This window comes from Vibrio sp. VP6 (assembly GCF_028823755.1).
Lineage (GTDB): Bacteria > Pseudomonadota > Gammaproteobacteria > Enterobacterales > Vibrionaceae > Vibrio > Vibrio parahaemolyticus.
In genome coordinates, this window is the sequence record NZ_JAPEID010000027.1 from 1 (window position 1) to 25,159 (window position 25,159).

Annotated in this window: 20 protein-coding genes; 8 read left to right on the forward strand and 12 right to left on the reverse strand. The window is 45.4% G+C overall.

From position 1 onward, the window contains the following. The 4 genes from OU793_RS16465 to fabB all read right to left on the reverse strand — a co-directional run. A partial coding sequence (locus OU793_RS16465) for a FimV/HubP family polar landmark protein (RefSeq protein WP_342453744.1) occupies positions 1–2,153 on the reverse strand: 2,153 nt, incomplete at its 3' end. Positions 2,154–2,351: 198 nt separating this feature from the next. Beyond that, positions 2,352–3,365, reverse strand: a complete 1,014-nt coding sequence (locus OU793_RS16470) for an aspartate-semialdehyde dehydrogenase (protein ID WP_005460137.1) — start codon at positions 3,363–3,365, stop codon at positions 2,352–2,354. Continuing rightward, the gene (locus OU793_RS16475) at positions 3,362–4,495 is read right to left on the reverse strand and encodes a 4-phosphoerythronate dehydrogenase (RefSeq protein ID WP_021453433.1); all 1,134 of its coding nucleotides are present in this window, start codon (positions 4,493–4,495) and stop codon (positions 3,362–3,364) included. The genes OU793_RS16470 and OU793_RS16475 overlap by 4 nt, the downstream gene beginning before the upstream one ends. 398 nt (positions 4,496–4,893) lie before the next feature. Further along, on the reverse strand, positions 4,894–6,105 hold the full coding sequence (fabB, locus tag OU793_RS16480; protein ID WP_005460738.1) for a beta-ketoacyl-ACP synthase I: 1,212 nt from the start codon (positions 6,103–6,105) through the stop codon (positions 4,894–4,896). 128 nt (positions 6,106–6,233) lie between these two features. Here fabB and mnmC point away from each other — a divergent pair, with 128 nt between their 5' ends. Next, the gene (gene mnmC / locus OU793_RS16485; RefSeq protein WP_140103828.1) at positions 6,234–8,252 is read left to right on the forward strand and encodes a bifunctional tRNA (5-methylaminomethyl-2-thiouridine)(34)-methyltransferase MnmD/FAD-dependent 5-carboxymethylaminomethyl-2-thiouridine(34) oxidoreductase MnmC; all 2,019 of its coding nucleotides are present in this window, start codon (positions 6,234–6,236) and stop codon (positions 8,250–8,252) included. A 103-nt stretch (positions 8,253–8,355) separates the two neighbouring features. Here the strand turns inward: mnmC and OU793_RS16490 are convergent, their stop codons facing one another. From OU793_RS16490 to OU793_RS16500, 3 genes are all read right to left on the reverse strand, one after another. Further along, positions 8,356–8,880, reverse strand: a complete 525-nt coding sequence (locus OU793_RS16490) for an NADPH-dependent FMN reductase (RefSeq protein WP_005494415.1) — start codon at positions 8,878–8,880, stop codon at positions 8,356–8,358. A 278-nt stretch (positions 8,881–9,158) separates the two neighbouring features. Beyond that, positions 9,159–9,422 (reverse strand): YfcL family protein, encoded by a 264-nt coding sequence (locus tag OU793_RS16495; protein ID WP_005479532.1) that lies wholly within the window; start codon positions 9,420–9,422, stop codon positions 9,159–9,161. Between the two features lie 24 nt (positions 9,423–9,446). Then, positions 9,447–9,977: an elongation factor P hydroxylase gene (locus OU793_RS16500; RefSeq protein WP_005457675.1), complete on the reverse strand. Its 531-nt coding sequence runs from the start codon at positions 9,975–9,977 to the stop codon at positions 9,447–9,449. Between the two features lie 332 nt (positions 9,978–10,309). Here OU793_RS16500 and OU793_RS16505 point away from each other — a divergent pair, with 332 nt between their 5' ends. Continuing rightward, entirely contained in the window at positions 10,310–10,933 is a 624-nt protein-coding gene (locus tag OU793_RS16505) for a trimeric intracellular cation channel family protein (RefSeq protein WP_005457667.1), read from the forward strand. 70 nt (positions 10,934–11,003) lie between these two features. Here the strand turns inward: OU793_RS16505 and aroC are convergent, their stop codons facing one another. After that, positions 11,004–12,089 (reverse strand): chorismate synthase, encoded by a 1,086-nt coding sequence (gene aroC, locus OU793_RS16510; RefSeq protein ID WP_005479467.1) that lies wholly within the window; start codon positions 12,087–12,089, stop codon positions 11,004–11,006. Between the two features lie 176 nt (positions 12,090–12,265). After that, complete coding sequence (prmB, locus tag OU793_RS16515) at positions 12,266–13,198, reverse strand: 50S ribosomal protein L3 N(5)-glutamine methyltransferase (protein WP_005457652.1); 933 nt, start codon at positions 13,196–13,198, stop codon at positions 12,266–12,268. Between the two features lie 62 nt (positions 13,199–13,260). Here prmB and smrB point away from each other — a divergent pair, with 62 nt between their 5' ends. Continuing rightward, positions 13,261–13,791, forward strand: a complete 531-nt coding sequence (smrB, locus tag OU793_RS16520) for an endonuclease SmrB (RefSeq protein ID WP_005457721.1) — start codon at positions 13,261–13,263, stop codon at positions 13,789–13,791. A gap of 136 nt (positions 13,792–13,927) precedes the next feature. Here the strand turns inward: smrB and sixA are convergent, their stop codons facing one another. Then, positions 13,928–14,392: a phosphohistidine phosphatase SixA gene (sixA, locus tag OU793_RS16525; protein ID WP_005457775.1), complete on the reverse strand. Its 465-nt coding sequence runs from the start codon at positions 14,390–14,392 to the stop codon at positions 13,928–13,930. A 375-nt stretch (positions 14,393–14,767) separates the two neighbouring features. Here sixA and OU793_RS16530 point away from each other — a divergent pair, with 375 nt between their 5' ends. Both OU793_RS16530 and OU793_RS16535 read left to right on the forward strand, forming a co-directional pair. Next, the gene (locus OU793_RS16530) at positions 14,768–17,545 is read left to right on the forward strand and encodes an insulinase family protein (RefSeq protein WP_140255445.1); all 2,778 of its coding nucleotides are present in this window, start codon (positions 14,768–14,770) and stop codon (positions 17,543–17,545) included. A 165-nt stretch (positions 17,546–17,710) separates the two neighbouring features. After that, positions 17,711–17,965, forward strand: coding sequence for a hypothetical protein (locus OU793_RS16535; protein ID WP_005457697.1), 255 nt, complete (start codon positions 17,711–17,713; stop codon positions 17,963–17,965). A gap of 64 nt (positions 17,966–18,029) precedes the next feature. On the opposite strand, the gene fadJ is transcribed toward OU793_RS16535, so the two are convergent. Both fadJ and fadI read right to left on the reverse strand, forming a co-directional pair. After that, positions 18,030–20,141: a fatty acid oxidation complex subunit alpha FadJ gene (gene fadJ, locus OU793_RS16540; RefSeq protein WP_140103830.1), complete on the reverse strand. Its 2,112-nt coding sequence runs from the start codon at positions 20,139–20,141 to the stop codon at positions 18,030–18,032. Next, a complete protein-coding gene (gene fadI, locus OU793_RS16545) occupies positions 20,141–21,448 on the reverse strand; it encodes an acetyl-CoA C-acyltransferase FadI (RefSeq protein WP_025626200.1) in 1,308 nt (435 codons plus the stop codon). The genes fadJ and fadI overlap by 1 nt, the downstream gene beginning before the upstream one ends. 716 nt (positions 21,449–22,164) lie before the next feature. Here fadI and OU793_RS16550 point away from each other — a divergent pair. From OU793_RS16550 to OU793_RS16560, 3 genes are all read left to right on the forward strand, one after another. Beyond that, entirely contained in the window at positions 22,165–22,740 is a 576-nt protein-coding gene (locus OU793_RS16550; RefSeq protein ID WP_005479482.1) for a sigma-70 family RNA polymerase sigma factor, read from the forward strand. Beyond that, positions 22,733–23,461, forward strand: a complete 729-nt coding sequence (locus tag OU793_RS16555; RefSeq protein WP_140102917.1) for a DUF3379 domain-containing protein — start codon at positions 22,733–22,735, stop codon at positions 23,459–23,461. The genes OU793_RS16550 and OU793_RS16555 overlap by 8 nt, the downstream gene beginning before the upstream one ends. 296 nt (positions 23,462–23,757) lie before the next feature. After that, a complete protein-coding gene (locus tag OU793_RS16560) occupies positions 23,758–25,008 on the forward strand; it encodes an outer membrane protein transport protein (protein WP_005457664.1) in 1,251 nt (416 codons plus the stop codon). The last annotated feature ends 151 nt before the right edge of the window (positions 25,009–25,159 follow it).

The window sequence follows — 25,159 nt, forward strand, 5'->3', positions numbered from 1 at the left end:
TCACTCAGCAGAGCGTCGATATCTAAGCCAGATTCAAATTCTAACTCTGAGGCGTCTTCTTCAACCTGCGCGGTTAGCGGCTTTTCTTCCTCTGGCTCAAGCGCTTTATTTTGTTCCGTTTGAGGCTCAATCTCTTCAAAACCAAAATCAGCCACCAAGTCATCGTCTAACTGACTCTCATCAGCAGTGACTACCTCATCCTCACGAATCAAATCATCGAATGGGTCAAGCTCGCTCGTGGTCTCGTCTTCTAAAACGGGCTCATCATCGTCGTCTTGCAGTAACTCATCGAGTAAATCAACGCTGTTTTCGTCGAGTTCCTCAATTACTTCTTCAGCCTCAAAATCAGATAGCGCTTCCAATTCGTTGAGCGGATCGAACTCTTCCTCGGTTTCGTCTTCATCGAAATCGATCAATTCGTCGAGTAGCTCAGTGCTGTTTTCATCGATATCGGTGTCATCAGTCAAACCCGCCAGACTTTCGAGTTCATCAAGTGGGTCAAGCTCACTTGATGTTTCTTCTGCTGGTTGATCGTATTGAGCTAATAGCTTATCAATATCGTCATCCGACGCCTCTCCTGCCGAGAAATCCTCGTCTGAGACTTGCGGCTCTGGCTTGGTATCTTCAACGTCAAGATCTAAATCATCGTCGCCAAGTTCTGCGAATAAATCGTCCAGCATCGCTTGATCAACTCTGCCACTTGAAAGGTCTTCCGATGGTTCATCATCAGCAAGAAGTTTGGCAAATTCATCATCAGAAATAGCGTTATCGTCGTCGGACAAGTCGAAGCCTGTTTCGTCTTCGTCGAGCACTTCTAGTTCTGGCGTCACTTCATCAAGCGCACGTTCCATCTCTTCAAGGCCCAGCGCTTTCTCGTCGCCATTGACTTGAATGCCGCTCGTTGAAGAATCAAACTCGTCAAATCCAACGTCTAAATCACCATCATCGCCGATACCGGCAAATGGATCTTCGCCGTCATCGCCTTCTAAGTTGAAGTCTAGTTCTTCGTCATCTAGGTTCGCGAAGACATCCTCTTCAAGCTCAGCTTTCTCATCCTGCTCTAACAGCGGTTCAGAGTCATCATCACCAAACAAGTCATCATCTAGGCTGAGCTCATCATCAAGTTGGTCAGCGGCAGCTAAACCAATTGGTGCCGCAAGCGGGTCGATATCTTGTGTCTGCTGCTGCGCTGCTTCCTCTTCTTTCGCTTTCGAGCGACGACCAAGTAGCATGACAACCAACAATGCAAGCAGCGCACCTGGAATCAGGGCAGCGAGTCCGACTAGCCAACCATTGGATAGAATCTTATCCATCGTACTTGGCTGCAAGCGTTGCTGCTCAGCAACACGTTGGCGCTCTTCTGCCAACAGTTTTTCCACTTCCGAACGAATTCGCTCTTCGTCGTTAAGCTCGCTTTTGAGTGTTTCAACTTCGCTCTGAACTTGAGACAGCATGAGGCGCAGACGATGGTTTTTCTCTTCTAGTGATTCAAGCTCACTTTGCGAGCCCTGCAGCTTGTCTTTTAGATCACTAACCTGCTTTTCACCTTGCGGTGACGTCGAAACTGGTGGCACGTTTGCTGTCGTTTCAACAGGTTTAACTGGTTCAGGTTTTGGTGGAGTAACAACTGGCGGTTTTGGCGCAGTCGGTTCTTCAACAGGTTTAGGTTTAACCTCTATCTGTTTAACTGGAGCTGGCTTTTCTGGCTTGGGTTGTTTTAGTCGTAACTCATGCGCCTTCATAATGGCAACAGCTTGCTCAGTCGTCGCACTGCGAACTTGCTCTAATGAAGGAACACGAAGACGGCTGCCTGGGATCAGCTCGTGGATGTTTTGATTGTCAAACGCTTGAGGGTTGATTCGATAAATGGCGAGAAGCGTTTGTTGTACCGAGACATTACGTGACGGTCTTAGCTCAGAAGCAATCGACCACAGTGTTTGGTTTTCACCTGTAGGGCCGAAAAAGCGCGAAGGCTGAGTATTCTCAGGTGGAGTAGGTAATGCTCGTTCGATCTCTTCAGCATAGCTCGGAGATGATTGCACTTCACCAGACGGCCCAACGAGACGAATCCCTTCGGCTTGAACCACTGACGATGTCTGAGTCGCGCTCATCAACACAAGGGCTGCTAACAAACGCTTATAATTTTGACGCATAGAAGGCTCAGTTTTGTGCTAGAAACAATTTGAAATGGTGATCGGTTAAATATATCGGATATACCACGCAAAACTATAGCTTTGGGGGTAAAAAATGTGTGGCTCTCGCCATATTCGTACTAATCTCACACAAATTTACATCGTTCGAACAAAAAAGCCTCGCTTAATGCGAGGCTTTACGGTTCTTATACCACTAACTTAGTAGTAATCGCGGATCAGTACTTCGGCGATTTGTACAGCGTTCGTTGCTGCACCTTTGCGCACGTTGTCAGCTACAACCCATAGGTTTACGCCGCTGTGGTGGCTAATATCGTTGCGAATGCGGCCAACCATTACGTGATCTTTACCGCCCGCATCACGAACTTGTGTTGGGAAATCGTCACCGTGGAATACTTCTACACCTTCGGTTTGCTCAAGAAGGTTAATTACTTCTTGCGCGTCGATTGGTGAACGAGTTTCAACGTGAACCGCTTCTGCGTGGCCGTAGAACACCGGCACACGAACACACGTTGGGTTTACGGTGATTGAAGGATCGTTAAAGATTTTCTGAGTTTCCCACACCATTTTCATTTCTTCTTTGGTGTAGCCGTTTTCCATCATCTGATCGATTTGTGGAATACAGTTAAACGCGATCTGTTGTGAGAACTGCTTCTTGTCAGCTGGCAGACCATTTAGCAACTTAGCGGTTTGACCAGCCAACTCATCAATGCCCGCCTTACCTGCACCTGATACCGATTGATAAGTTGAAACGTTGATACGCTCAATACCGACTGCATCGTGGATTGGTTTAAGTGCGACTAACATTTGGATAGTCGAACAGTTTGGGTTGGCGATGATGTTACGGTTACGGAACTCAGCAATCGCTTCAGGGTTTACTTCAGGCACAACAAGAGGAATGTCGTACTCGTAACGGAAGTGTGACGTGTTGTCGATAACAATCACACCTTCATCAGCTGCGATTGGCGCCCATTTTGCAGATAGATCGCCACCAGCCGAGAACAGAGCGATGTGCGCTTGAGACCAATCAAACTCTTCTACGTTTTGTACGCGTACGGTTTTACCATTGAAACGGTAAGTCTTGCCTTCGCTACGCTCACTTGCCAATAGGAACAGTTCACCGACTGGGAACTTGCGCTCTTGAAGCACTTCTAAAATTGTTTCACCGACCGCACCGGTCGCACCCAAAATGGCAACATTGTATTGCTGGCTCATTGACTTACCTCAATCTGAAAACCTAGTTCTGCTAGTGGTGCAAGGTTGCATGTTTCATTTCCCACTAGCGTGACAGCGCTGTATTCGCGGCGATCCCAGTAGTTTTTACGCATCAGGTCAAACGCACCTGGCTTACTGATTTCACGACGGAAAAGAGCGTCATCTTTACGCACATCATAGATTAACTGTGTGATGTTATGCAGTGTTGCTTCATCCCATGCTCTGTCCAACATCATCGTTGGAACAGGCGCAGTTGGCAGTAAATCGCTGGCATGCGCACGTAATTCGTTATTTAAGAACTCACAGTAGCTATTGAAAATCATTGTCGTACCGCGAGCTTTCCCTTCCAGACCATAGCCTGCAACGTGAGGGGTTGCGAATGCTAGCAGAGGCAGAAGCTCCATATCAACCTCTGGTTCAAATTCGAAGACATCCAATGCTGCAGTGAAACCATCTTGTTTCATTAAACGTTGCTTCAATGCTTGGTTATCAACCACAGGGCCACGCGCCGCATTGATAAGAATTTGATCACCACGAAGACCGTTCAGTACTTTCTCGTCAATCAAATGATGCGTTGGGTACGGCCCGTCTTTAGTGATTGGCGTGTGTAGTGTGATGATGTCTGATTGTTCGATAAGCTCAGCTAACGGGGTAAAGCTGCGAGGATCCCCCGCCTCTTGCTTGAATGGGTCGTTGATAAGGACGTTGATGCCCATGCCTTTCAAGCACTTCTCTAGATAGCTACCCACTTGGCCCGCACCAATAATACCTACGGTTTTATCAAAGACCGAAAAACCTTGTTGCTGCGCGAGTACCATCATGACGCTAAATGCGTACTCTGCAACGCCAACTTTGTTACAACCTGGTGCTGCAGTAAAGAAAATGCCCTTTTCTTTCAAAAGAGCTTGGTCGACGTGATCCATACCCGCTGTCGCCGTACCAACAAACTTGAGCTTGTTCGCTTTGCTGATCAGTTCAGCGTTTACTTTGGTTACCGATCGAATCATCAGAGCATCGATATCAATAAGGTCATCAGCAGTCAGGGTACGACCCGGTTTTAGAATCACTTCACCAAGTTGGCTGAATAGCTCTTCAGCGTACGGCATGTTTTCATCAACAATAATTTTCATAGCGCCAGCGTTTTTAAGATCCATTTTATGAGTTTGTTTATTCGCAAAAAGCGAAGCTATGGCGATTGTGCCCTTTTCGGGAAAAATCTCAAGATATAAACCCAATAAACCTCAAAGCGGAGAATAGCTTGGTTTGTCGAGGTAGCAACAATCGGCATCACGGACTTCCCAACAGGGAAAGTACATGAGTAACACGAAAAAACGGAATGATGAGAAAAGAAAAAGCCCGGCTAAATTAGCCGGGCAAAGTTCCAGAACAAAAGGATCCTATCCCGCTCTCCTTGGGATAGAGTCTGCGTCTGTTCGATCAGTTTGACTGATCAAGCTCTGGAAACTGGTTTATTGGCGTTCACATCACAATAAACAACACCAACAAATTCAGTTAGCTTTGGTGTTGATTACGCTTGGTATTTTTTGATAACCAATGTTGCGTTGGTACCACCGAAGCCAAAGCTGTTTGACATGACTGTCGTTAGCTCTGCGTCGCGAGCTTCTGTCACGATATCCAGACCTTTTGCCGCTTCATCCAAGTTTTCAATATTGATGCTTGGCGCGATGAAGTTGTTGTCTAGCATTAGAGTCGAGTAAATCGCTTCGTGAACACCAGCCGCACCTAGAGCATGACCTGTCATCGCTTTTGTTGCAGAGATTGCTGGGCTGTTGTCGCCAAATAACTCTTGGATTGCGCCTAGCTCTTTCACGTCGCCAACTGGAGTAGACGTACCGTGAGTGTTAACGTAATCAATGCTGTCAACGTCTTGCATTGCCATCTTCATACAACGCACTGCGCCTTCACCTGAAGGTGCTACCATGTCGTAGCCATCAGAAGTCGCACCGTAGCCTACGATTTCGCCGTAGATTTTCGCGCCACGTGCTAGAGCGTGCTCAAGTTCTTCGATAACCAGCATGCCGCCGCCGCCAGAGATAACAAAACCGTCACGGTCTGCATCGTAAGTACGAGACGCTTTTTCTGGCGTATCGTTGTATTTAGTTGATAGTGCGCCCATCGCATCAAACATCATCGTTTGAGACCAGTCTAGCTCTTCACCACCACCTGCAAACACGATGTCTTGTTTGCCAAGTTGGATAAGCTCCATTGCGTGGCCGATACAGTGTGCAGATGTCGCACAAGCTGAACTCATTGAGTAGTTCACACCACGAATTTTAAATGGTGTCGCAAGACATGCTGATACGGTAGAAGACATAGTACGAGGAACCATGTAAGGGCCTACGCGTTTTACGCCTTTCTCGCGCATAATATCGGTTGCTACTGTTTGGTTTAATGCAGAAGCACCACCAGAACCAGCAACGATACCTGTACGATCGTTTGAAACTTGTTCTTCAGTTAGACCTGCGTCTTCAATCGCCTGCTGCATTGATAGGTATGCATAAGCAGCCGCATCACCCATAAAGCGCATCTGTTTACGGTCAATATGCTCCGCAGGGTTGATCTTTAGATCACCCCAAACTTGCGAACGAAGACCGTGTTCTTTGAACTGCTCAGACGCAGTGATGCCAGATTTGCCCGCTTTAAGAGACGCTAGAACTTCTTCGACGTTGTTACCGATACTTGAAACAATACCCATACCGGTGATTACGACTCGTTTCATTATGACATTCCTATAATTCAAAAATCCGCTAGATGATAACTAAGATAGTCAACAAAAGTGGTCAGCTTTCCCATAAATTCGTACAATCGCCCCATTCTTACCGCGCCAAATCACAAATTTGCACCATTATGACTTCAATTAAAAATGCTGAACTTGGTTGGAACGAAGCTGGCACGCCGGTTTCTGACCAATTTGATGATGTTTACTTTTCTAACGTAAACGGTCTTGAAGAGACACGCTACGTTTTCCTCAAACAAAATCATCTCCCAGAAAGATGGCAGGAATTTGACCAAAGACGCTTTGTTATTGGTGAAACCGGATTTGGCACGGGACTGAACTTTCTTGCTGTATGGCAATGGTTTAATGAATTTCGTCGCAACCACCCAGATGCAGCGCTAAAAGAGCTGCACTTCATTAGTTTTGAAAAATACCCGCTAAGCCTAGCGGATTTGAAAAAAGCACACGAAGCTTGGCCGGAGTTGGCTGAGTATGCAGAAAAGCTGCAAAAGCACTACCCTGCTGCCGTACCTGAGTGTCACCGAATTGTGCTTGAAGATGGCGCAATTACACTCGACCTTTGGTTTGGCGACATCAAAGACTGCATGCCGCAAGTCCCATACAACGAACAAGGTTTGATTGACGCTTGGTTTTTAGATGGATTCGCGCCAAGTAAAAACCCAGAAATGTGGAACCAAAATCTGTTCAACAACATGGCTAAGTTGGCCAAGCAAGACTGTACAGTTGCCACTTTTACCGCAGCGGGCTTTGTGCGTCGAGGATTGAACGAAGCTGGCTTTGCAATGAAAAAAGTCAAAGGCTTTGGCACCAAGCGTGAAATGATCGCAGGCTCGATGGAACAACGCGAAAAGCACTCGAACCATCTTGCGTGGTTCAATCGCACGGCCTCCAGCAATCTTGATTCGATTGCCATAATCGGAGGCGGTATTGCCAGCGCGGCGTTAGCGAAAACGTTGGTTCGTCGTGGCCAAAACGTCACGCTTTACTGCAAAGACACTCAACCAGCCGAAGGGGCTTCTGGCAACCGTCAAGGTGCCGTTTATCCTCTGCTTAATGGCCCGCATACAGGTGTATCTCGTGTGTTTGCGCCAGCATTTTTGTTCGCACGTCAATTTGTCGAGCAAGCAGCGCAAGAAATCGATTTTGACCATGATTGGTGTGGTGTAACTCAATTGATGTGGGATGACAAATCCACAGACAAACTAGAGAAAATGCTTGAGGGAAACTTCTCTCCAGAGCTCATTCGTAAATTGTCTGCAGAAGAAACGGCAGAGACAATCGGCTTACCCATCGATATGGCATCGGTTCATTACCCAATGGGAGGTTGGTTGTGCCCTGCTGAATTAACTCGCGGGCTGATTACTCAACTAGAAAAAACCGTTCTTTTTGAAGCGAAGTTCGAGCATCAAGTCGAGTCACTAACTTGGGACGAAGCGCGTGAGCTTTGGACATTAAAAGCGAACGGCCAGAACTTCGAACATTCAACCGTTGTAGTTGCTAACGGCAACGAGTTCCAAACACTAAGCCAAACTGAAGCCTTGCCGATGGGGCAAGTAAAAGGACAAGTGAGTCACGCGCCAGCAACGAAAACCCTATCTAAACTCAAAACTGTACTGTGTTACGACGGTTACATGACGCCTGTTAACCCAAATAACCAACACCTTTGCATTGGTGCCAGTTACGATCGCAGTCATTTAGACTATGAGTTTGATGAAAACGCACAACGAGAAAACGTAGAAAAGTTGGTCAAATGCATTCCAAATCAGGAATGGACCAAAGAAGTGGATACATCGGGCAATTTGTCACGCCAAGGTATTCGTTGCGTGAGTCGAGACCATCTGCCATTTGTTGGGAACGTAGGTGATTTCGAAACAATCAAAACGCAATATGCAGATTTGCAAAATAAACCAGAAGAAGAGGTTGAAGCGATTCACCAATTCCCTAACCTTTTCAGCTTCTTAGGTTTAGGCTCTCGAGGTCTAAGCTCTGCGCCTCTGTTGGCAGAAGTGTTGGCCTCGCAAATCTGTGGGGACCCGCTGCCACTCCCTGTCGATGTGCTGACAGAACTTCACCCAAGCCGTATGTGGGTACGCAAATTACGTAAAGGTAAAGCGATTACCGAGCTTTAAATCGGCACCAAACAGACAACTACATGGATATTAAGTAGATAACGAATAAGAGATTCCCAAGCCCGCGAAATCACGCATCAGGAATCTCTTTTTTAATGGCGTATTACTTGAGCAACGCGACGGCTTGTTTCACTTGCTCTGCAATTTCTTGATTTACAATCTCACCCGACTCCAAGTCAAAGTTCTCGTAAAAACTTGGTACTGAAACCGACGCTTTAACGTCCGATCCAAAAAATGGCGCTGAACCCGTTGCCGCCGCTAGCACGCTTTGTGCACCACCAGGGCCCGGTGACGTAGCAAGGTAAACTACCGGTTTATTTTGGAACACATTGCGCTCGATACGCGTTGCCCAATCGAACAAGTTTTTGTAAGCCGCAGCGTAAGAACCGTTGTGCTCTGCAAATGATACAACGATGGCATCAGCTTGCTCTAGCTCGCGTAAAAAAGCGATTGCGCCTTCCGCTTGGCCGATTTCTTTCTCTTTGTCTTCACTAAACATTGGAACGTTGTAGTTGTTTAAATCCAACACGTTCACTTGCGCGCCTTCTACTTGTTGAGCGGCGTAAGTAGCAAGCGTTTTGTTGATTGAGGTTGAGCTGGTAGATGCACCGAATGCAACAATTTTCATGGTTATATTCCTTTGTTCACGTTTTATGCTTTGCAGAATAAAAGTTAAACAGGCTGGCAACAACCACAAAAATCTTAAGGAGAGATTCGAATATTTCGAAGGAGTTGATTTCAACTAAAAGGCGGGATAACGATAGAAAAGATATGCTCAGAAATAGCCAAGAAGCACGCCTAGAATAAGGTGACGTTTGATATAACCCGTTGAAAAAATAGTCACAACAAGGTTAACAGGCTTTCATTCAGCTACACTGAGCACTCATTTACAGCAATTCGTAGATATTATGCTTGTGATTGTAGCTCTTGCCATAGATCACTAACAATCACGCGATCCGCAGGCGTCAGTTCTGCACGAGCTTCTTCTAGGCTGTTCGCGATACGAGATTTTAGCTCTTCAACATCGTTGATGCCGTCTTCTTCACAAGATGCGGCAGACAGAGAGATGTGACCACGTAGATAACCACCAGCAAACAGTTCATCATCAGATGCGTTTTCAATACGAGCATCAATCAGTTCTAGTAGTTTTTCTTCAAATTCAATAATCATGGAGTTTCTCTGAGGTTATTTGGGTTACTTAACGCTAAAATCAGACGCTTCCAGCGGCTTAGTTTGGTAAAACGCACGTAAGGCGTCCGAAAGCATTTTCACTCGCGGTGGCAAACCTGCTTCCAAAATACCTAATACTTCTTTATGCACTTTTTGCATAAAGCCAAGCCTATCTGGTTCAAAATCGCCGTGTAGATTGTCACAACTGACCGTAAAAGGGAAGCCAGCACTCGTGGCAAGAATCCATTCGTAAGCTTGAGGGCGAATTTCTACTTTTTCGAACTCAGCCTGTACGGCTTCGGTGCGTCCATCTGGCTCATACCAGTAGCCAAAATCTTCCATTAGACGACGTTCAGGACCAGCGACACACCAGTGCGCGATTTCGTGCAGAGCAGAAGCGTAAAAACCTCGAGCAAAAATAATACGATGGTGAGGATGCTCATCATCAGCTGGCAGATAAATAGGCTCATCACCACCAAGCTCTAGCGTGGTGTTGAATTGCTCAAGAAAAGTGTCATTGAAAATGGTGATTAGATCTTGGTATTCGTGGGTCATCGTCGAGTCTGTACTTCAAATTGACATGCGCTGCGCATTGTCGCTGTTTTTGCAAATAAGGTAAAGGCATCCCACAGTTTTGGTTATTAGTTGAATTTATCTGAACCGACCTTTCTCAATACAATTTCTCATTCGTCAGCGTACTCATTTACTAATACACTCTCGCCTTATTTTGGTGCCACTCAAATTGCTGTTTTTCAAGCAGTTTGATTATGAGCATGTTGCTGGTTTTAATCACTTTTTAAGACTGATTAAGCCGTTTGTAAGTGTTGTTACTGCCCTAACCATTTTGTAATGGATAAACGGTAACTTTTTACTTTGAGTGTTCCCCTATGTTGCTAAGTGTGTTGTATATCATTGGTATCACGGCTGAAGCCATGACAGGTGCGTTAAGCGCTGGTAGAAGAAAAATGGACTGGTTTGGCGTTATGTTGGTAGCGAGTGCGACAGCCATTGGCGGCGGCACAGTGCGTGACATTTTATTGGGCCACTATCCTCTTGGTTGGGTCAAGAATCCTGAATTTCTGGCTATCACCTGTGTTGCTGGCGTACTAACGACTGGCCTCGCGAAATGGGTGATCAAACTAAAAGGCTTGTTCATTCGTCTTGATGCACTGGGTTTGATTGTATTTAGCATCATCGGTACCAAGATCGCGATGGGCATGGGCTTGCACCCAGGCATCTGTATGGTGTCTGCATTGGTGACTGGCGTATTTGGTGGCTTACTTCGCGATTTGATCTGTCGCCAAACTCCGTTGGTACTGCATGAGGAGCTATACGCTTCTATCGCGTTGATTGCATCCGGCCTTTACCTTGCGTTACTGGAATTCAGCGTGCCAGACGTAACAGCAACCATTGTTACCCTTGTTGTGGGTTACGTACTTCGTATGGCAGCGGTTCGATTTAAGTGGCGTTTGCCTTCTTTCCAGTTGGAAACCGAAAGCTCGCTCCACTAAGTTAAGAAAAAGAACAAAAAAGAAAAGGTTGCTCCATGAGCAACCTTTTTTTGTATTTAGAGCACCAAACTTAAATCTTTGGTGTTTCTGTCGTTACGCCGTGGTTTTGCCCACGATGACGCAGTAAGTGATCCATCACAACAATCGCCAGCATGGCTTCAGCAATAGGCACAGCACGAATGCCGACACATGGGTCGTGACGACCTTTCGTGATGAGCTGAGTGGGTTCACCTTCTTTAGTGATCGTGTCACCCGGAACCGTGATGCTTGATGTTGGCTTAAGTGCAATATTCGCAACGATGTCTTGACCTGTTGAGATACCACCAAGGATGCCACCAGCATGGTTGCTACCAAAACCTTGCGGAGAAAGTGGGTCACGGTGCTGACTGCCTTTTTGGTTTACGACATCAAAACCATCACCGATTTCGACACCCTTCACCGCGTTGATGCTCATTAGCGCGTGCGCAATGTCTGCATCCAAGCGGTCAAACACTGGTTCACCAAGGCCAACAGGTACGTTGGTTGCAACAACCTGAATTTTCGCACCAATTGAATCGCCTTCTTTTTTTAGGTCGCGGATCAGTTGATCAAACGCTTCCACTTTGTCTGCATCTGGGCAGAAGAATGCGTTGTTTTCAATTTCGTCCCAGTCGACTTTATCAATAGAAACATCGCCCATTTGTGACAAGTAAGCGCGGATTTCTACGCCAAATTCATCTTTCAGATATTTCTTCGCGATTGCACCTGCAGCCACACGCATCGCAGTTTCACGGGCTGACGAACGGCCGCCGCCACGATAGTCACGAATGCCATATTTTTGGTGGTAAGTGTAATCAGCATGTCCCGGGCGGAACTTATCTTTGATGTCTGAGTAATCTTTTGAACGTTGATCGGTGTTTTCGATCAACAGACCGATTGATGTGCCTGTGGTTTTGCCTTCAAACACGCCAGAAAGAATTTTAACTTCGTCCGGTTCACGACGCTGTGTGGTGTAACGTGATGTGCCAGGACGACGACGGTCGAGATCCGTTTGCAGATCTGCTTCTGTAATTTCTAATCCCGGAGGACATCCGTCTACGATACATCCCAGTGCGATACCGTGACTTTCTCCGAATGTTGTCACTCGAAAATGTTGTCCGATACTGTTTCCTGCCATTACTTCCTCAAGTTATTGTCGCCACGCTCTCTGATTGAGCGCAACTGCTTTCCAATTCTTCGTGGATTCATAGTGGCTTTATTACGTTTTGATGTAAAGAGTTAATATCGATGAGTTATGCATAAAAAAACACCGAGCATCAGGCTCGGTGTTTTAAGGTTTTTTGGAAAGACGGATTAGTCTTTGTACAGTTTGAACTCTTCTGCACAATCAACCAGTTGCGCACGAGTCAGCATAAATACGCCGTGGCCACCGTTTTCAAACTCAATCCAAGTGAATGGAATTTGTGGGTACTGGTCCATCATATGGATCATTGAGTTGCCCACTTCACAGATCAAGATACCGTCATCAGTTAGGTAGTCTGGCGCGTTCGCAAGAATACGGCGAACCAATTTCAGGCCATCTGTACCCGCAGCCAAACCTAGCTCAGGTTCATGTGTGAACTCTTGTGGCAGGCTGTTCATGTCTTCTTCATCCACATAAGGTGGGTTAGACACGATGAGGTTGTATTTTTCTTTTGGCAGATCGCGGAACAGATCCGAACGGATTGGGAACACTTGTTGTTCCATGCCGTGATCTTGAATGTTTTGTTCTGCAACTTGAAGCGCGTCCGCTGAGATATCAATCGCGTCAACTTCTGCTTCAGGGAATGCGTGCGCACATGCAATCGCAATACAGCCACTGCCCGTACATAGATCCATGATTCGAGTTGGCTCTTCCACCAGCCAAGGTTGGAATTCCGCTTGAATCAATTCACCAATTGGAGAACGTGGCACAAGAACACGCTCGTCAACGAAGAACTCAAGACCACAGAACCACGCTTTGTTTGTTAAGTAAGCCGTTGGCGTACGCTCGTTAATGCGTTTTACTACTCGCTCAACAATGCGTAGACGCTCACTTGTAGTTAGGCGAGAGTTCAATACATGCGGAGGCACATCGATCGGCAAGTATAAGGTTGGCAGGATAAGCTGAACGGCTTCATCCCACGCGTTATCAGTACCATGACCGTAAAACAGGTTAGCTGCATTAAAGCGGCTAACCGTCCAACGAATCATATCTTGAAGGGTATGCAGTTCCGATACCGCCTCTTCTACAAAAATCTTATCCAAAATTGCCTCCGAAAAGCGCTACAATACTGCCAATAAAGTTTATTAATGAAATTGTTTACCTAATGAGCAAAAAAGACACCGAACATGATGACGATTTCGCCTTGTTTAAGGAAGCAGTACAGGGCGTAAAAAAGTTGCGACAGGATACCATAATCCAGCAACCAAAAAAAAATACTAAGCAAAAAGAAATCAAACGCTCAAACCGAGAAGCGAGTGATTCTGAGTTTTACTTTTCCGATGAGTTTGTGCCTCGATTAAACGAAGAAGGCCCAACTCGCTATGCTCGTGATGATGTTTCTACTTATGAAGTGAAACGTCTGCGTCGCGGTGTCTACGTGCCTGACGTTTTCCTCGATATGCACGGCATGACACAGCAAGAAGCTAAACGCGAACTTGGTGCCATGATCGCCTATTGCGTAAAAAACGAAATTCACTGTGCGTGTGTTCAACACGGTATTGGTAAACACATTCTGAAGCAAAAAGCCCCACTTTGGCTGGCTCAGCACCCTGATGTGATGGCCTTCCACCAAGCACCGTTAGAATTTGGCGGTGACGGCGCGCTGCTGGTTTTGCTCTCTATTCCAGAGAAGTAACACATACACTCTAAGAATAAGAAAGGCAGGATATTCCTGCCTTTTGTTTATCTATATCTAATTTTTAAATGCTCATTTTAGATGTCTGTCTATTGTGAGAGGTCGATTTATCTTTAGATAACGATGACTTAGATGCTTAAGGCGTAATATGCCAAAGCACCTCACCACGCTGTGTTTGTGGTTCGTATTCGATGCACACTAAACCAGAAGTTGGGAACATTGGAGGCGTCATCTCTTTCACAAACTCAGACGTCAAATAACCAACTAACGGCAAATGAGAAACAAACAATAGAGACTCTAGTTTCTCGACTTCAATGAGCGCGTTCGCAAAATCAAACACGCAATCCGATTGACCGTATGGTGTGATGTCGTCACTGGTCTCGATGCTTTTTGTCGAGAAAAACGTACTGATTTCTTGCCAGGTTTGCTGAGCACGGATGTACGGGCTCACCAACACTTTGTCAAATTGAGCAAAACCTTGCTCAGCACAAGCTCGTGCAACAGCCTCTGACTCGGTTCTGCCTCTTTGGGTCAGTTCTCTTGCTGCGTCTGAATCTGCGAAATGCTCAGCTTCGCCATGACGCATGATGAATATTTTCATGTTATTTCCTAGGGATAGCTAACGCTACCAAAAGGTTGACTGCTATCTTTATAGATAATCGGGGCTAATTTTAATAATGACGAAACAAAAATACTGATATAATTATCTGTTCATTATACCAATTCGCTTGCTAAAGATAGCGACTTTCTTAACAATCTATTAAAAAGAATATACTCAGTTCATCACATTCTACGATGAAGTAATGAACTCAGTGCATTCCTTCAAACAGCTCTACCCCATACGCAAAAGCGATGGGCCCAATGCAGTACTCTTACGAATAACAAAAATGCGGCAAGCAGTATTTGTCGAACGCAACATTTGCGCTACCCCCTTTGGGGTTCATAATTAATGTAATGCGAAATCTGGAGACGCATCGTGCACCTAAGTCCAAACGATTCAAACCAATACCGCTACCTTACTTTGAGTAATGGCTTGCGCGTATTGCTGATTCATTCTGATACAGCTCAACAGTCGGCAGCCGCCCTAGCTGTGAACGTTGGACACTTCGACGACCCAGTTGATCGTCAAGGTCTGGCTCACTATCTAGAACACATGCTTTTTTTGGGTACGGAAAAATACCCTAAAGTGGGCGAGTTTCAAAGTTATATTAGCCAACATGGTGGAACGAATAACGCGTGGACAGGAACGGAGCACACCTGTTTCTTTTTCGATGTCACTCCAAGTGCATTTGAAAACGCACTGGATCGCTTTAGCCAATTCTTTACCGCGCCACTGTTTAACGAAGAAGCATTAGATAAAGAGCGCCAAGCGGTCGACTCTGAGTACAAGCTGAAATTGAATGACGACTCGCGTCGCTTGTATCAAGTCAACAAAGAAGTCATCAATCCAGAACATCCATTTTCAAAATTCTCTGTCGGCAATTTAGATACGCTTGGCGACCGAGATGGTCAGTCTATTCGTGATGAAATTGTCGAGTTTCATCATTCTCAATATTCAGCCGATCTTATGACGCTGACGTTGTTTGGGCCTCAATCTCTTGATGAGCAGCAAGCTTGGGTAGAAGCCATGTTCGCTGACATCCCTAATCATCAATTAAGTGGTAAATCGATTAACGTACCGATTGGGACTGAAGACAGCACCGGAATTTTGGTTCAAATTGAGCCCATCAAAGAGTTTCGCAAACTCATTCTCACCTTCCCTATGCCGGGAATGGATAAACACTACGGCGTGAAGCCTCTCTCTTATTTCGCTCATTTGTTAGGTTACGAAGGCGAAGGGAGCTTGATGCTGCAACTGAAAAGCAAAGGCTGGATCACTTCCCTATCAGCCGGCGGCGGGGCAAGTGGCAGCAACTATCGTGATTTTACGGTCAGTTGTACACTCACACCAGTAGGGGTAGACCACGTTGATGACATCATTCAAGCTGTCTTTCAATATCTAACCATGATCAAACAAGACGGAATGAATGAGTGGCGCTACCTAGAGAAACAAGCAGTGTTGGAGTCGGCATTCCGCTTTCAAGAACCTTCACGCCCTCTCGATTTAGTTAGCCATTTAGTCATCAATATGCAGCATTATCAGCCGCACGATATTATCTATGGCGACTACAAAATGTCGGGCTATGATGAAGATCTGCAACGTTCTCTGCTGCAATATTTATCTGTCGACAATGTCCGCGTTACGCTGATCGCCAAAGGACTTGAGTACAATCGCACTGCGGAGTGGTATTTCACCCCCTACTCCGTCACTCCATTCAGTAGCGAGCAAAAACGCTTCTTCCAACAAATTGATCCGCGTTGGCAGTTTGTTCTGCCAGAGAAGAACCCGTACATTTGTTACGACCTCGACCCAATGCCCTTTGAAAACGGGGGCTCACTACCGGAGTTGATTGAAGATCTCGAAGGTTTTCGCCTGTGGCATTTGCAAGATGATGAGTTCCGAGTGCCGAAAGGCGTAGTGTACGTTGCGATCGACAGTTCTCACGCGGTCGCATCGCCTAAAAATATTGTGAAAACACGTCTTTGTGTCGAAATGTTTTTGGACTCACTAGCCAAAGAAACCTACCAAGCTGAAATCGCGGGCATGGGCTACAACATGTATGCACACCAAGGTGGGGTAACTTTGACGTTGTCGGGCTTCAGCCAAAAACTGCCGCAACTGCTTGAGATGATTTTACGCCGTTTCGCCGCTAGAGAGTTCAACCCGACTCGGTTCGAAACCATCAAACAACAATTATTACGTAATTGGCGAAATTCATCTCAAGATCGCCCAATTTCTCAACTGTTCAACGCATTAACAGGTTTGTTGCAGCCAAATAATCCTCCTTTCGCGACACTTGCAGAAGCGCTGGAAGAAATTGAAGTCGATGAGCTGTCGACATTCGTCGAGTCGATTTTGGCGGAACTCCACGTAGAAATGTTCGTTTATGGCGACTGGCAACGTCAACAAGCGCATGATATGGCAACAACCTTGAAAGATGCCTTGCGCGTAAAAGAACAGCGCTACGAAGAAGCACTGCGTCCGTTAATTATGCTCGGTCAAAATGGCAGTTTTCAGCGCGAAGTGCATTGTAATCAACAAGACTCTGCTGTGGTAATTTACCACCAGTGTGAAGACATCGAGCCGCGCAGCATCGCACTTTATTCTTTGGCCAATCACCTCATGTCGGCAACCTTCTTTCATGAGATTCGCACCAAGCAGCAACTCGGCTACATGGTCGGCACTGGTAACATGCCACTGAACCGTCATCCGGGGATTGTGCTTTATGTGCAATCACCAAACGCAGCTCCTGCGGAATTGGTCACCTCTATCGACGAATTTTTAAATGCATTTTACATGGTGCTTTTGGAGCTCAACGACTACCAATGGCACAGCAGTAAGCGTGGCCTTTGGAACCAAATCGCAACCCCAGACACGACTTTACGTGGACGAGCGCAACGCTTGTGGGTCGCAATAGGCAACAAAGATACCGAGTTTAATCAACGCGAAAAAGTACTAGCCGAGCTCAAAAAGCTAACAAGAGCAGACATGATTCGCTTTGTCGTTAACGAACTGAAACCGAGAACAGCAAACCGGTTGGTCATGCACTCGCAAGGCCAAGCACATGTCGATGCTCCTCGAATTCACTTAGGGCAAGAAATTGGTTCTATCGAAGAATTTCAGTTACGACCAAAAGATTGCGGTCTGGGCTAAGACCATCACCGTAATGGATAAAATGGGCGGAAGTCGAGCTGTAAAATATGTGAGAAACCCATCAATTTACTAATACGACTTGGATAGTCTTAACAGAAAATTGAAATTACGCGATTGCCGCTTATGCTCTAATTACCGCACAAAAAACATGTAGATGAGGCACTCATGAAGAAACTATTACTACTTGCTGCAGTACTATTACCATTCGCATCCGCTCATGCAGAAATCACAGTAAAAGGTGACGATTTTGAGTTGAGCAAAGATTGTGTTCGCCTAAGCGGTGACAATATTTCCGTCAAATCCGACGATTGTTCTTCTAAAAACTGGGATGATAAAGACAAAAAAGGAAATGCTAGCGTGCATGGCGATGACAACCCAGGTAAAGGGCATAACAAAGATAAAAAAGACAAGAAGAAATAAACACTTCTGTTCGAAAAAAGGCTTGCGCGATGCAAGCCTTTTTAATGTTCAGCGTTTCAAACGCTTAGTAGAAGGTACGACCTTCACCCGCTCTAGTCAGCAGTCCGTCGCATGGCGCATAACGATCGCCATATTTCGATGCAAATTCGTTCATTTTCTCAACCAGTTTTTTCAAACCGAATTGATCCATATAACGGAATGGCCCGCCAAGGAATGGAGGGAAGCCAATACCAAAAATCGCACCAATATCGCCATCGCGCGGAGAGCAAATAATACCATCATCCAAGCATCGTACTGCTTCATTAAGCATTGGCAGAACACAGCGCAACGCAATATCGTTATCGCTGAGCTTCGATTCTGGCGTCAGTTTGAGTAGCTTGTAGATGGATTTATCGACTTCTTTCTTCTTACCTTTGTAAGTATAGAATCCTTTCCCGCTCTTACGTCCTTTGCGACCGTCATTCAATAAGATATCGAATACATCAGGACCTTTGAATCGCTCGCCCAACTCATTGACTAGAATCGGCATGATCTTCGCGCCAATATCAACACCAACTTCATCAAGTAACGTGATTGGCCCGACAGGGAAGCCGAAATCCAACAGCGCACCATCTAACTTCTCAATCGGCTCATTTGCCAGCAAGATATGCGCAGCTTCATTCATGTAAGGCGCAAGAATACGGTTTACGTAAAAACCAGCTTTGTCCTTAACAACGATTGGGGTTTTGCCTTGCTTCTTAGCCAATGCGACAACTGTAGAAATGGTTTCATCAGACGTTGTTTCATGCGGAATCACTTCCACCAGAGGCATTTTTTCTACTGGGCTAAAGTAATGTAAACCGACGATGTTTTCTGGTCGCTCTGCCTTTTCTGCAATCTTGTGGATTGGTAACGAAGACGTGTTCGTAGCAAAAATAGTTTCAGATTTTGCGTTTGCTTCAATGTCCGCAACCATCTGTTGTTTTAGATCCAAGTCTTCGAAAACCGCTTCGATCACAACATCAATGTGGTTGTAACTTGTAAAGTCTACGCCACCTGACAGTTGCAACATCTTCGCCTGTAAATCGGCTTTCGACAGGATGCGACGTTTACGCTGCTTCTCAAACAACTTGTAGTTGTAGTTAAGCGCATTCAACACACCGTCATTGCTCACATCTTTGATTCGAACAGGCACTTTTGCTTTTGCTACCGTTACATGACTGATCCCAGCGCCCATTAAGCCGCCACCAAGAACACCCACTTTTTTCACCGCTGCAGGCTGTGCATCCGTGCCGTGTTCCTTCTTCATTTCAGTTGTCGCGAAGAAGATAGAGCGCAATGCCTTCGATTCGGAGCTCATCACAAGCTCACCAAATCGTTTCGCTTCTAGCTCTTGCCCTTGTGCAAAGCCTTTTTCCAGACCGTGTTGAATCACTTCAAGAATCGCGACCGTTGCTGGATAGTTGCCACGGGTCTTCTGGTTGGTTTTCTTCGCAGCTTGTTCGAAAACAAGCTTACGACCTAACCCACTGCCCGACATCAACTTCTCTTTCGTCGATTGCTTTTTCTTGCCCTTGTTCTTACCTTTGTCGATAAACTGTTTTGCTACGTCGAGCAAAATGGTGTCTGGGACACACGCGTCCACAACGCCCAGCTTTTTGGCTTTCTTCGCGCGAAGCTGTTTACCCGTTAGGATCAAGTCCAATGACGGTAACAGGCCAATCAAACGTGGCAAACGCTGAGTACCGCCAGAACCCGGTAATAGACCGAGTTGAACTTCTGGTAAGCCTAAGCGTGTCTTATCGGAATCCGTACAAACACGGTAATCACATGCAAGCGCAAGTTCTAAACCGCCACCCAAACATGGGCCGTGAATAGCCGCAACCACAGGGTAAGGTAAGTCAGACAGTTGTTGGAACAACTCTTGACCTTGTTTTGCCAATGCTTGTGCTTCATTCGCTGTGGTACATGCCTCCAACATACGAACATCGGCACCTGCCACAAAATTATCCGGTTTTAAGGAGTGAATGATCATCCCTTTGATGCCACTGGAGTCTTTTAGCTGAGCAAAAATTTCTTTCATTTCATCAGCAAAAGCTGCCTGTAGCGTGTTCATCTTTTCATTCGGTACGTCGATCGCTAACCATGCAATGTTCTGCTCATCAACGTTAAGACTAAATGCTTTTTGCTCGCTCATTACTCAACCTCCAGAATCATTGCAGCGCCAAGACCACCCGCAGCACAAGCGGTATTCAATGCAATACCACCACCACGACGTTTCAGTTCACGTAGAGTTTGCGTCATCATACGCGCACCCGTCGCCGCGAATGGGTGACCGTAAGCAATTGAGCCACCGAGCACGTTGAATTTATCCATGTCGATTTCACCGATCGCTTTCGAACGACCTAGGTTTTCTTGAGCAAACTTATCTGAGGCAAACATTTTCACGTTTGCCAATGCTTGAGCAGCAAACGCTTCATGCATATCGATCAGAGTCAGATCCGACAGTTCCAAGCCTGTGTTTTCGAGCACTTTCGCAGTCGCGTAAGTCGGTCCCATCAGCATGTCTTTTTCCACACCAATCGCTGAGAATGCGTAGCCACGGATGTAGCCAAGAATTTCCATGCCCAACTCTTTCGCTTTACCTTCGCGCATCAGCATCACTGCCGCGCCGCCATCAGTCAGCGGCGTACTGTTTGCTGCAGTAACACTGCCGTACTGGCGGTCAAATGCAGGACGTAACTTTGCATAGCCCTCTAATGTCGAGTCGTGACGAACGTTGTTGTCTTCAGAAATCCACTTTTTGTAAGGTTCAGGGAAAGCGGTCATCACCTCACCTTGGATTTTGCCTTCTTTCCAAGCTTGGGATGCTAATGTATGAGAGCGATGAGCTAGCGCATCTTGTTCTGCGCGTGAGATACCGTGCGTCTTCGCCATTTGCTCTGCCGTTTGTCCCATCGACAAACCCGTCGAGTATTCCGCGACGGCTGGCGGAACAGGCATGAGATCTTTAAAACTCAGACTCTTGAGAATATTGAGCTTCTGAGCCAATGTTTTGGTTTTGCTTAGAGCCAACAGGTTAGCAGCAAGTTTTTTGGACACACCGATAGGAAGTACAGAAGATGAATCCGCACCACCAGCGATACCAATTTCAATGGTGCCAGCCATGATGCTCTCTGCTACGTTTACCGCCGCTTGGAAGCTCGTCGCACACGCACGCGTCACGCTGTAAGCGTCGGTATGGATGTTCATCCCCGTGCCCAATACGATTTCTCGTGCTATGTTTGGTGCTTCAGGCATTTGAACCACTTGTCCAAACACCACTTGTTCAATTAATTTCGGATCAATATCTGTTCGAGCAAGCATTTCGCTTACTACCATTTTCCCTAAATCGACCGCTGGCACTTGGCTAAATTCCGTGCTTTGACGAGCAAAGGGAGTTCGAAGCCCCGCGACAATAGCAACACGCTCACCATTGCGTGTTTTTACTTCCTGCTTGCCCATTGTTTCTCCTTAAATACAAGAGGTCTGACCTGATGCATTGTAATCAATTTGTTAAATTTATCAAACGTGCGTTTAAATAAACGTGAAGCAAGTAGATCAATTGCTCTAGTTCATTGATTATATTGAATAACTATAGAAGCTAAAAACGGCAGAAAGTGTGTGGCAGGTAAAATTGAAGCAAAAAAAAACCACACATAACTGTGTGGTCGGAATATCTATAAAACAATTAACTTACGCCAATTGAAAATTAATCAGTTTCCTGATTAGGAGAAAGTAAAGTCAGCCTTCAAAAGGAAGTGTCATCTTGCTCAACATGTTAGTCACAAGGACTAACGAGATGACAAGATGTACTATAACCCCTTCACTGCTTGAGATTTTGAAATAGATCAATTTTATGGTGATTTTACGATCTTTGAACGCATCTAAATGCCTCCTCTATTCAAGTCCATTCACAAGCTTGCTACTCAAAATACGCATCAGATACATAAATCCAATGCATTTAACCAAGTCATTGATAACTAAATGATGATATTGTTAACAAGTAAAACTGCATCACTGGAGATAATATCGGTTATTTGTGTATACACTTTTATATACCGACTTAGCTTGTAACGAATGGATTTATCACTCGATACTGGCTTAGATTGGCTTAGCCATAAGTGATGGAATAGAAGTAAAGTCATGCTCAAAATGTATAAGAAATACACAGAGCGAGGATGGAGGCTCCTGTGGCCATATTAAAAATGTTTGGAAAGAAAAATTCCAACAGTCCGGTCAACTCTGATATGGACAAACAAAGAAAATATGAAGCGCTCGTCCGGGGCTATCACCGCGATTTGTACCGTTATGCATACTGGTTGTGTAAGGACAAAGCAATTGCGGAAGATTTAGTGCAAGAGACCTGCTTACGTGCATGGAAGTCTCTCGATAGTCTTCAAGATGAAAAAGCTGCGAAATCTTGGCTTATTACTATATTAAGGCGAGAAAACGCGCGTCGCTTCGAACGCAAACAATTTGATTTAGTTGATATCGATGACTACGGCAATGATGCTAAGGTCAGCGACGATCCGCATCATCAACAAGAATGGCTTCAAGCACAGATTATGAGGTTGGATGTGGAATATCGTGAACCTCTGTTTCTTCAGGTTATTGGTGGTTTCAGTGGAGAAGAAATCGGCGACATTCTTGATTTAAATAAGAACACAGTCATGACTCGACTTTTCCGAGCTCGAAATCAACTTAAAGAGATGTTGGATTCTCAAGATACTAAGAGAGGACAAAAAAATGGATGATTTAGAATTTCGTCGTCGTATTTTGTCGGATCCAAAACAGAAGGATGAAGAGATTCTACAAGCGTTGGCCGCTAGCGATGCCAACAGTAAGTTTGTTGATGACGTTTTGGATCTCGACGCGAAAATTAAGCAGGCCATGAATGTGGATGTGCCAGAGGATCTTGCTGATAAAATCTTGTTTAGCCAAACCTCTAGCGCGCTTGACGAAAAAGTCGTCAAACCCAACTTTGTCCGCAAAGCCATGGCGCTTGCAGCTTCTGTTGCCTTTACCGCAGGTTTACTGGTGGGGCAAATCAACTGGGGTAACATTCTGGTGCCTCCTGCGCAAGCCAGTCTCGCAGATACAGCTATTAAACATGTCATTCATGAAGAGGCATTTGTACGCCATTTAGATGAAAACGTGCCGAGTTCCCAGATCAATGCGAAGATGTCGCCATTTCATTATCAGTTTAGTGGCAACTTCCCGTACCACGTTTACTACCTAAACCACTGTGGATTTGGTGAAGCTAATGCTTTGCACATGGTTTTTCAGGGTGTAAAGGGCAAAGTAACGCTCTTTATTACGGGAATTTCTAGCCAACAATCGGCAGATTTTGAAAAGGATGGTATGACAGGTATCGTCCAACCCGTAGGTTCAACCAGCATGATTTTAGTCGGCGAACAAGGTGAAGACATTGACGCTATCGCCACTAAACTGGCGCCTATGCTAAAACCAATGTAACAACTTCACCAACTTTAGCTTAGAAACATTGAAATGCCGTCAAATACTCTCATTTGGCGGCATTTTTGTATTAATCGCTCACAAAACATTCACCACGTCAATTGCTTTTAGAGCTTAAACTCTAAATTATGCAATTTAAGTGCAATTTCCCGTCTTTTAGACATCATTTCCGCAATTTTTATTCAATTTTATCTAATGGTCGGATTTGTCTAGCCCACTCTTGATACTACTATCTGCGCCACTGAGCAAAAGCTCAATTTATCGTCCAGAGAGACGAATCTAATAAGGAAAAACAAATGACTCAGAATACGCGTCTGTTTAAAAAGACTCTCCTAGCAGTAACGGTAGCTTTTGCCTCAGGTCAATCGATGGCAGCAGGTTTCCAAATTAACGCTCAATCAGCAACTGGCATTGGCCGTGCGTTTGCTGGTGATGCAGTAATCGCCGATAACGCGTCAGTAATGGCTCGTAACCCAGCGGCAATGGCTCTTTTTGATAAAATGGAGCTGTCACTTGGTTTTGAAAGCATTACTTCAATGATTGAAGTGAAAGATGCGAAATACAGAAATTTCATGGGTCAGAGCGTTGATGTTGCTGACACAGATGATGTGGGCGACACGTCAATCGCGCCAAACATTCACCTAATCGTTCCAGTAAACGACAAGTTTGCTTGGGGCGTAAATGCTTACTCAAACTTCGGTACTAAAACTGAGTTTTCAGATAACTACACAGCAACTGAATACGGCGGCTTAACTGACGTTAAGAGCGCAAACTTTGGTCTTGCTGGCTCTTACCGCTTAAATGAACAATGGAGCTTTGGTGCAGGCGTTGATTTAATCTACGGTCAAGGCACGATGAAACGTACAACAAGCTCTTCTATTCCACTTGTTGGCGGCAAAAAAATACTAGATGTAGATAAAGCTGATGGTTGGGCTGTTGGTTTCAACGTTGGTACCGTGTACGAACTGGATGAAAACAACCGTTTTGGTCTAGCGTATCGTTATAGCCCAGAATTTACGGCAAAAGACGATAAAGGTCAGGAAATCACTCTACCTCTACCAGATATGGCTGAATTTTCTGGCTTCCACAAAATCCAAGATACCAAGTTTGCCGTACATTACAGCATCCAATACATTGGTTGGAAAGATTTCGACCAAATTGATTTTGAAAACCTAAATCAAGGGTTGCTTAAAGGTGGTTACTCGAAAGACTATCAATGGCAAGATGGCTGGCACTACGCAATTGGTGGTACTTACTACCTAAACAATAACTGGACACTTCGTGCTGGTTACATGTACGACACCAGCGCTCAAGATAAGGTAACATCTATCTCGGTACCAGATTCAGATCGTCAGTGGTTCTCAACAGGTTTCTCTTACCATATCGACAACAGCTCAAACATTGATTTTGGCTTCACATACTTGCTAGGTGACGATGTAAAAGTCAATGAGAATACTCAATTGGCCCCTGGTCTTTCTACAGGTGTAACAGCTACAACGCACGCAGACGCTATCCTGTTTGGCTTACAATACAGCCGTAGCTTCTAAGAAAATTCCTTATATTTAATGTAAGTAAACTCTATATAAAAGGCTGGATTTCCAGCCTTTTTTCTTATCTAACACTTATCGTCCGCTCAATTTGAGTGAACACGTGTATCTAAAAATCACAATTAGACCTCACAGGTGTTCGCTGAGTTTT